Below are 7,690 nucleotides of genomic sequence, written 5' to 3'. Positions count from 1 at the left end.
TCCTGCGTCCATAAAGTCGTTGTTTACAGTTAAGATTATGCACTCCAGCGGGCAGAACCATACTCGATCCCGTGACGGTACTTCTTAGCGTTCTTGCCTTTCAGGTAGACCGCCATGCGAAGGACCACCGCACCAGTTATGCCAATCAGAAGGTCCGTGGGATGGAAACTGAGCCACGGGGAGGAAAGTGCTGCCGTAAAGCCGTCCCCGATAGAAAGCAGCTTGTCGGAAAGGTCTGCGCCGGGCGCAAGCCGGAAAGCCTGTGCCAGCTTATCGAAGGGATACACGAACAGAAGATACGGAAGGTTCAGCAAAAACAGTTTTTTCATGTTCATCTCTGCACACTCCGATCTTTGACCTTTACTTTCTCCCGGTCAATGGTGCGGTGTTCCGCTTTCTCCGCCGCCTGTTCCTTCGCCTGGGTCAGCCGTTCCCGGATGGAGGGCTTTTCCTCACGGCTCATTTTGCGGCTGGCAAACTCCTGAAATGCCGCTGTGATGGCGTCTGCGTCCCGGCTTTTGAAAAAGACCAGGTAACGGGGCTGCTCTGCGGCGGTGTCCTTCTTCAAGGCAAAATCTACATGGTATTTCTTCGCTACACGGGAGAAAGCCTTGATATTCTTGTCGCTGATCTCGATATTGGCAAGACCGGCGTTCTGGCTGGCAAGCTGTTTAAGGCTCTGCCTGCCGCGGTAGATTTTTGGCTTCTGGCTTTTCTGAATTTCCTCCAGGAACTTTTTGACGGCCTTTTCAAAGACCTGCTCACTTAGCTTGGCTCCGTCAACAATGAGCGTCACGGTGCCCCGCGTTACTTCCTCCTGCATTTAGCCTCGCCCCCTTTGCCCGTCCCCGTACATATCGTGCTGCACCAGGGAAGAATAGTAGCTGTTGATGGTGGTCGGGGCGTTATACAGCGCCGCCAGAAGGTATTTCTTGATATTGCGGACATAGGTGGTGTTATCCTTCATGCAGTCCATGACATACTGAACATGGGAGCTGTCCAGCTTCATAAACCGGGACTTTACCACCTCCGCCGGATAATCGTCTCCGGCAATGCGGATGACTTTGCGGGCAGAACATACGGTATCCACGATCAGGTCAACAATCTCGTCAAGCTGCTCACGGTCGATATGGCTGTCCTGCACCAGATAGCTGTACTCGATGTTATCCAAAATCACTTCACGATAGCATTCTCTGGCTCCCATCCAATCCGTTCCCATCCTTGCCCCTGCGGGGGTAGGGGGATTTGATTGGATAGGATTTGATATCTCCGTACTTGATAAATCAGTCTTTGTTTGATTAGTATTTAATTGTGCGGGGTTTTCCGTACACGGGTCCGCCGTATCCGGGATACCCATATCCGGGTTTTCCGTATATGGCTTTGCCGTACCCGGTAAAGGCGTACCTGGGCTTGACGACGGTTCGCACTGAGGCATTTCGTAAATGACATACTCGGTATCCGTGATCTTGCCTTTTTCATCCCGAAGCTGGGTGCGCCGGATATACCCGTGGTTTTCCAGCTCCTTCAATGCCGCACCGATGCTGTCCACACCTTCCCGGCAGATCGCCGCAAGACCTCTGGTGGTGTAATTCCACTCGTCAGGGAGCGACAACATCATGGACAGCAGTCCTTTGGATTTCAGGGTCAGCGTTCGATCTTTCAAGTGATGGTTCGACATGACCGTATAATCACGGGTCTTTTCAATACGAAAAACAGCCATCTTCGCACCTCCTTCCTGTGAAAATAAAAAGTGTTGATTTTGAGCGGTTTACCCGTCTGTATGCCTCCGTTTTCTCCCGCATGGGAAAACATCCACGCCCTGTTCAGAACGCAAGCCACAGAGGGAAAAACAGAAGATATCCCACTGATTTTGATACATTTTGGGGGCGGCTACCTCTCACGGTCTTTATGGTCATAGTGGAGGTCGCCGGAAAGCACCTTCGCATGGTTGCGGATTTTGATATGACCCTTTTCCTGATTCTCCAAAGCCTTGCTGTATCCGGCATCCGTCAGGAACAGGCGCATTTTCTCACCCTTCCAGCCAACAGGCGAGTCATGGGTAAGAACATCAAAGACGATCATGTGTCTGGTCGCCGGGTCGAAACGCTCCAAAGCCATAATGTCATGGCCGGATAACTTCTGCGCCCCGGATCGCTGCCTGGTTTCTGCCAGCATTTCTCCGATGGTGCGGGCTTTCTCCGGCAGACGGTATTCGGCCTGCACTTTGCGGATCAAATCCATGCACTCCTGATCCGACAGGGGACGGAGCTTGTCCAGAAGGCTTTCCGCCGTTTCTTTTACTGCCTGGTTCGGCGCATAGCGCCATGTCATGTAAATCTCATTCAGGACAGCGTTCTGATTGGTACTTTCAATCTGAAACACCATCCTCATTTCTGCTTCTGTCAGTTTCATTGCCAGCCTCCTTCAAAATGGGTATAAAAAAACGCCATAGGTTTTTTGAGCCTACGGCGTTTCTTGCAATATTCACAATTCCAAACTTTCCAGCCACTCGTCAAAAGATTTCTTGGAGACGCGGATCGCATTTCCTATGCGGACGATTCTGAACTCCTCCTGCTTGACGAGCTGATATGCGGTTGTGCGACCGATGTTGAGCATGGCCGCAATTTGTTCCACGGTGTATGTGCGCGGTTCCGGCAGTGACTTTTTCTCTTTCTTGTCCATAGTAACCTCCATGTATTTGCCTTGTCATTTTGACTAAGGGAGTGGAGAATGGCAGTAGCAATCAGTTTTGGCTGGGTGTCCTCTTGCTAAGAATTTGCTAATAGGACCACCCAACGGACACATAAAACTGCGTCAGAATAGGTGTTTTGCACCATAAAGTTCGTTTACTACAAGTCATTCTGCGTAAGGGATGATATTGGAAGTTACATCCGAACCGTGTATCACATGGTAAGCCATACTCCTAAGCGAGGGGTCGGAGGTTCAAATCCTCTTGGCGACGGGCTTCAAAGCGTTCGAAAATGTTAGCTGGATTAGCTGACAACGAACGCTTTTGTTATTTTCAAATCACGTTCGTGGCACAAAATTCCATTCAAAATGATCAATTTCCAGCTAACGCAATCCGATTTTTGTTCTCATACTCCTCCTTCCGTTGAGACTATTCCTCCCGCCGGGAGTCCACGTATTTCAATATCGGCTGTCCCTTCCAATATTAGAAATAGTGCTGTGAACACCTTCAGGTGGAACCAACAGACAAGTGAAACATCTGTTATTGAGAGGGTATGGGGAGATCTCCATCAAGATAAATCCCATAGGAGAACAAGATGCCAAATGGCAATACTGTTAAACATGGGTGGATCTTGCTCTTATTTGTACCCCTCTATATAACGAAACGCTCAGAGGCTGTTTTACAGTGGGGGAAAAGAAAAAATAAAAATAAAATTTTTTTACATTAACGTGAAAAATATAGACGTGAAAAAATAAAATGCTATAATTAAAAGAATTGAGACAAAGCAGATGAAAATCTGTGACACAAAGCTAAAGGGCTTGTAAAACGAAAATATTGAAATGTGTTTTAATCGAAAGAATAAGGAATTTGACGTATGCAAAAAACAAAATGTTATCTGGCCGCATTGGTGTCTGGTGTACTTTTAGTAACTGGTATTTTGGCTGGATGTGGACAATCTAAAAAAGACGATCACCTTACCGTGTATCTGTGGGAAAATCGCTTAATGAAAAATATTGCTCCTTATATCCATGAGCAATTTCCAGATCAGGATATTGAATTTATTATTGGAAATAATGACACTGATTTATATAGCTATTTTAAAGAGCATGGTGAGTTGCCGGACATCATGACAGTACGTCGATTCTCTGGAACGGATGCGCAGGATTTACAGCCATATCTTATGGATTTTGCTTCTTATGATGTGGTTTCTAAGTACTATTCCTATGCAGTGGAATATTATAAGGATACAGATAATGAAATTCAGTGGTTGCCAATCTGTGCACTTCCGCAGACGATTATTGCCAACAAGACACTGTTTGATCAGTATGGAATCAAAGTTCCGGAAAATTATGAAGAATACGTACAGGTTTGCCAGCAATTTTATGATAAGGGTATAAAACCTTACTCGATGAACTTTGCAGAAGACTGGGCAAATCAAGAAATAATTCAGGCGGCAGCGATTGGTGAATTTACAAGTTTGGCTGGTATTGACTGGCGAAACGAAGCCGAAACTTCAGCTGGTGAAATAAAATTTGACGACGTACTATGGAAAAGAATTTTTTCGGAAACAAGTCAGTTCCTTAAAGATTCGCATTTTAGTAAAGAGGATATCAATGTTAATGTTAATACAGGAACTCAGATGTTTGTTGAAGGAAAATCAGCAATGTTTCATGGACAGCCTAGAGATATGCAAAAATTCCAAGATCAGATGGATGCGGAACTAATACGTATTCCTTATTTTTCACAGACTTCAGATAGTTCTTTTGTGTATATGTTCCCATCCTTAAATATTGCATTCAATAAAGAATTGGAAAAAAACCAGGAAAAACTGGATACAGCATTAGATGTGCTGGATTGTATGATTTCGGAACAGGGACAAAAACTGATTGCAGATGGAAGTGGTGTGATTTCGTTTAACACAGATGTTCCATCAATGATGCAGAATGTACCAGGCTTGGAAGAAGAAATTAAAGATACTTCTATTTATATCCGATATTCTGCTCAAAAATCATTCGATGCCAGTCTTAAAGCTGTTCACGGATTATTATCAGGAAAAATGGATGAAATGCAGGCTTATAATGCTTTTCGTAGTGCAATGAATAGTAAAGATTCAAAAGAAAAAAGTACGGTGAATTTTGAAAACGAGTATTCCATTTCATTGAATGATAAGAGCGGTCGAGATGCAGCATCATCTATTTTAACTACAATCAGAAAAGAAAATGATGCACAGTTGGCTCTGACACCATATTATTATTATACTTCTTCTATTTACAAAGGAGAATGCACCAGCAGCCGGGTCGGTCTGATGACAGCGAAGAATTCAGATACCCCATTATATCTTGTAAAGCTCAACGGTGAGCAGGTTTATGAACTCGTTAAAAAATATCTTACAGAGGCTGATGAGAATTTTTATGTAACCACAAAATACGAATTGCCGATTGCATCTGGTATGAAAATAATTGTCAAAAACGAAGAAAACGGATTCTCATTAAAGGATATAACAATAAATGATAAAAAAATAGACACAGAAAAAGAATATTCCATTCTTCTTACGGATACGATAAAATCTATTTTGAAAAAAATTAATCCAAAATGTACTATTGAGCAAATAGGGAATACAACATTATCTAGTGCATGGATTGCGGCCATGTCAAATGGGCAGCAACCGTCAGCACCAGAAGACTATATAGAGGTTGAAAAATAAAGTGCAAATAGAACAAGAGATAATTAAGAGAAAAAAAATAATAATGCCATTGTTTGTCATGATTTTCATTCTTTCAAGTTTTGTTTTTGTAAGGTTTCTGTTGAATAGGATGAATACATGTATTGAGGAAAATGGAGAAATCAGTATGGAAGCTGTTGTCGAACAGATTCAACAGACCTATGATATGCAAGTGAGTGGATACTATAGACAGTTACATTTTGTTGAGGACTATCTGTGTAAAGAGAAGAAAATATCCCTTGAACCAGATAATAACCGAAACTTTTTTAAGGCATGGGAAAAAGAATCTGAGAGTACACTTTTATTTCTACAGGAAAATGGAAAAGCTATAACCTCAGATGGAACAAAACTGAAAGTTGATATGCCTAGTAAGCTTTTGCTGAATTTGAGAAACGGATCTAATATTGGAAAATTGGTCGCTCTTGAATTTGAACAAGTGAAAAAAGACGGTTATTTGGTAGCAATTCCATGTCAGGAATATACGATTAATGGAGAAACTTATACAGCGATTGGAACAGTGTATGATCATTCGAAATTAGACTCCATGTTAAATCTTGGAGGATATGATGGAAGTGCATATCTCTTCATGTTGGACAATGATGGAAATATTACTTATACGAACCAGAAGGATGACATTTTTTTTCGAAATTATTCATTACTGAAACATTTGAAAAGTAATCATGCTATAACAGAAAAAGAGTTTGATTCTCTGAATAAAAAGATTGCGGAAGGAAAAAAGGGAGTAGAACTTTTGGGGAAAGATGAGCCTTATTATTTGGGATATTGTCCGATAGAAAGCAACAATACGATGTTGATTTGTATTGTAAAAAAAGCGACAGTAGATAATGTGTTGAAAGAATACCAGAAAACGATTGGGCTTACTACAATGCTCATGACAGGATTTATAATCTTGCTTTTTGCTGGATTATTCTACAGTATTTCCAGATTCAGTATTGCAAATCAAAAAGTTAAATTTGAAAAAAGAAACAATGAGCTTCAGGCAATGGCTATAAGCGAAATGGAAGAAGCTAATAAAAATCTGAAAAAGGCTAAGAACATTGCTATTGAGGCTCTACAGACCGCTGAAAATGCAAATAAGGCAAAAACAGATTTTTTATCCAATATGTCGCATGATATTCGCACACCTATGAACGCAATCATTGGTATTATATCATTAATCAGACATAATGCCGGCGACAAAGAAAAAGTTATAGAGTATGCAGATAAAATAGCTATTTCTTCTCAGCATCTATTAGGAATTATTAATGATGTTTTGGATATGAGCAAGATTGAAGCTGGAAAAACAGTTTTCAAATATTCTGATTTTTCTATTCTGGATTCTATAGAAGAACTCAATACAATATTTCATTCACAGGCAAACGAAAAAAATCAGAGTTTTATAATCACAAAAGAAAACCTTAAACATGAGTGGGTAAATGGCGACAAGGTTCATCTGATGCAGATTTTCAGTAATCTGTTGTCTAATGCAATAAAGTACACACAGGAAGGTGGAATAATCCATTTTATAGCAGAAGAAAGTGAGACAAACTCTTCTACATATGGAAAATATCATTTTATAGTCAGTGACAATGGTATGGGAATGTCTGCTGATTTTAAAGAAACTATCTTTGACGCGTTTACTCGTGCAGAAAGTTCCGTAACAAACAAAATACAGGGAACTGGTCTGGGAATGGCAATCACTAAAAATCTGGTTGAATCGATGGGGGGAACGATTGAGGTTGAAAGCGAACCGAATCACGGAAGTAGTTTTGAAGTAATCTTAAATTTAAAAATTGTGGAGAACAGAGTAGTTTCTTCGACAGAACAGATAGAAATGCATGAGACAGATAGTGATATTCTGGATGGAATGCGCATCCTTTGTGCAGAGGATAATGAGTTGAATGCAGAAATCCTAATGGAATTATTAAAGCTTGAAGGTGCAGAGTGTACTATTTGTGAAAATGGCAAAAGGATTTTGGAAGCATTTGAACAGTCCGTGCCCGGTGAGTATGATATGATCTTGATGGATGTACAAATGCCTGTTATGAATGGTTATGAGGCAACGAAGGCAATCCGTAGAAGTTCACATGAACAGGCAAAGACGATCCCGATTATTGCCATGACTGCCAATGCATTTTCAGAGGATATGCAGCACTCTCTCTCTGCTGGAATGAATGCTCATATTTCAAAACCAGTTGATATGAAGTTGCTGAAGAAAACCATAAGAAATATAAAACTTGGGGGGGACGAAGCCCAATTTATTGATCAATAATCACTAA

Annotated in this window: 6 protein-coding genes and 1 pseudogene; 2 read left to right on the top strand and 5 right to left on the bottom strand. The window is 41.4% G+C overall.

The window, feature by feature from the left end; all coding sequences use genetic code 11:
* Positions 1 to 44 precede the first annotated feature (44 nt).
* From PG418_RS15590 to PG418_RS15570, 5 genes and pseudogenes are all read right to left on the bottom strand, one after another.
* Positions 45 to 335, bottom strand: a pseudogene (locus PG418_RS15590) (VirD4-like conjugal transfer protein, CD1115 family); the annotation flags it as partial.
* Complete coding sequence (locus tag PG418_RS15585; protein ID WP_498837670.1) at positions 332 to 823, bottom strand: PcfB family protein; 492 nt, start codon at positions 821 to 823, stop codon at positions 332 to 334. The pseudogene PG418_RS15590 and the gene PG418_RS15585, both read right to left, overlap by 4 nt.
* Entirely contained in the window at positions 824 to 1,720 is an 897-nt protein-coding gene (locus tag PG418_RS15580) for a DUF6017 domain-containing protein (protein WP_498837669.1), read from the bottom strand.
* A 170-nt stretch (positions 1,721 to 1,890) separates the two neighbouring features.
* Positions 1,891 to 2,412, bottom strand: a complete 522-nt coding sequence (locus PG418_RS15575) for a DUF5720 family protein (protein ID WP_498837668.1) — start codon at positions 2,410 to 2,412, stop codon at positions 1,891 to 1,893.
* A 72-nt stretch (positions 2,413 to 2,484) separates the two neighbouring features.
* Entirely contained in the window at positions 2,485 to 2,682 is a 198-nt protein-coding gene (locus tag PG418_RS15570; RefSeq protein WP_114000934.1) for a helix-turn-helix domain-containing protein, read from the bottom strand.
* An 881-nt stretch (positions 2,683 to 3,563) separates the two neighbouring features.
* Between PG418_RS15570 and PG418_RS15565 the strand changes: the two genes are divergently transcribed.
* Positions 3,564 to 5,393, top strand: a complete 1,830-nt coding sequence (locus PG418_RS15565; RefSeq protein ID WP_498837667.1) for an ABC transporter substrate-binding protein — start codon at positions 3,564 to 3,566, stop codon at positions 5,391 to 5,393.
* Between the two features lie 145 nt (positions 5,394 to 5,538).
* Positions 5,539 to 7,683 carry an ATP-binding protein gene (locus tag PG418_RS15560; RefSeq protein WP_498837672.1) on the top strand — a complete coding sequence of 715 codons (2,145 nt, stop codon included), beginning with the start codon at positions 5,539 to 5,541 and terminating at the stop codon, positions 7,681 to 7,683.
* The last annotated feature ends 7 nt before the right edge of the window (positions 7,684 to 7,690 follow it).

Source organism: Bariatricus sp. TF06-38A, assembly GCF_027690675.1.
Lineage (GTDB): Bacteria > Bacillota > Clostridia > Lachnospirales > Lachnospiraceae > Allocoprococcus > Allocoprococcus comes.
This window is presented reverse-complemented; position numbering and strand designations above follow the sequence as displayed.

Bases quoted from the DNA above. Each gene is read 5' to 3' on its own strand.
- PG418_RS15585 (WP_498837670.1), bottom strand. From the start codon at position 823: ATGCAGGAGGAAGTAACGCGGGGCACCGTGACGCTCATTGTTGACGGA.
- PG418_RS15580 (WP_498837669.1), bottom strand. From the start codon at position 1,720: ATGGCTGTTTTTCGTATTGAAAAGACCCGTGATTATACGGTCATGTCG.
- PG418_RS15575 (WP_498837668.1), bottom strand. From the start codon at position 2,412: ATGAAACTGACAGAAGCAGAAATGAGGATGGTGTTTCAGATTGAAAGT.
- PG418_RS15570 (WP_114000934.1), bottom strand. From the start codon at position 2,682: ATGGACAAGAAAGAGAAAAAGTCACTGCCGGAACCGCGCACATACACC.
- PG418_RS15565 (WP_498837667.1), top strand. From the start codon at position 3,564: ATGCAAAAAACAAAATGTTATCTGGCCGCATTGGTGTCTGGTGTACTT.
- PG418_RS15560 (WP_498837672.1), top strand. From the start codon at position 5,539: ATGGAAGCTGTTGTCGAACAGATTCAACAGACCTATGATATGCAAGTG.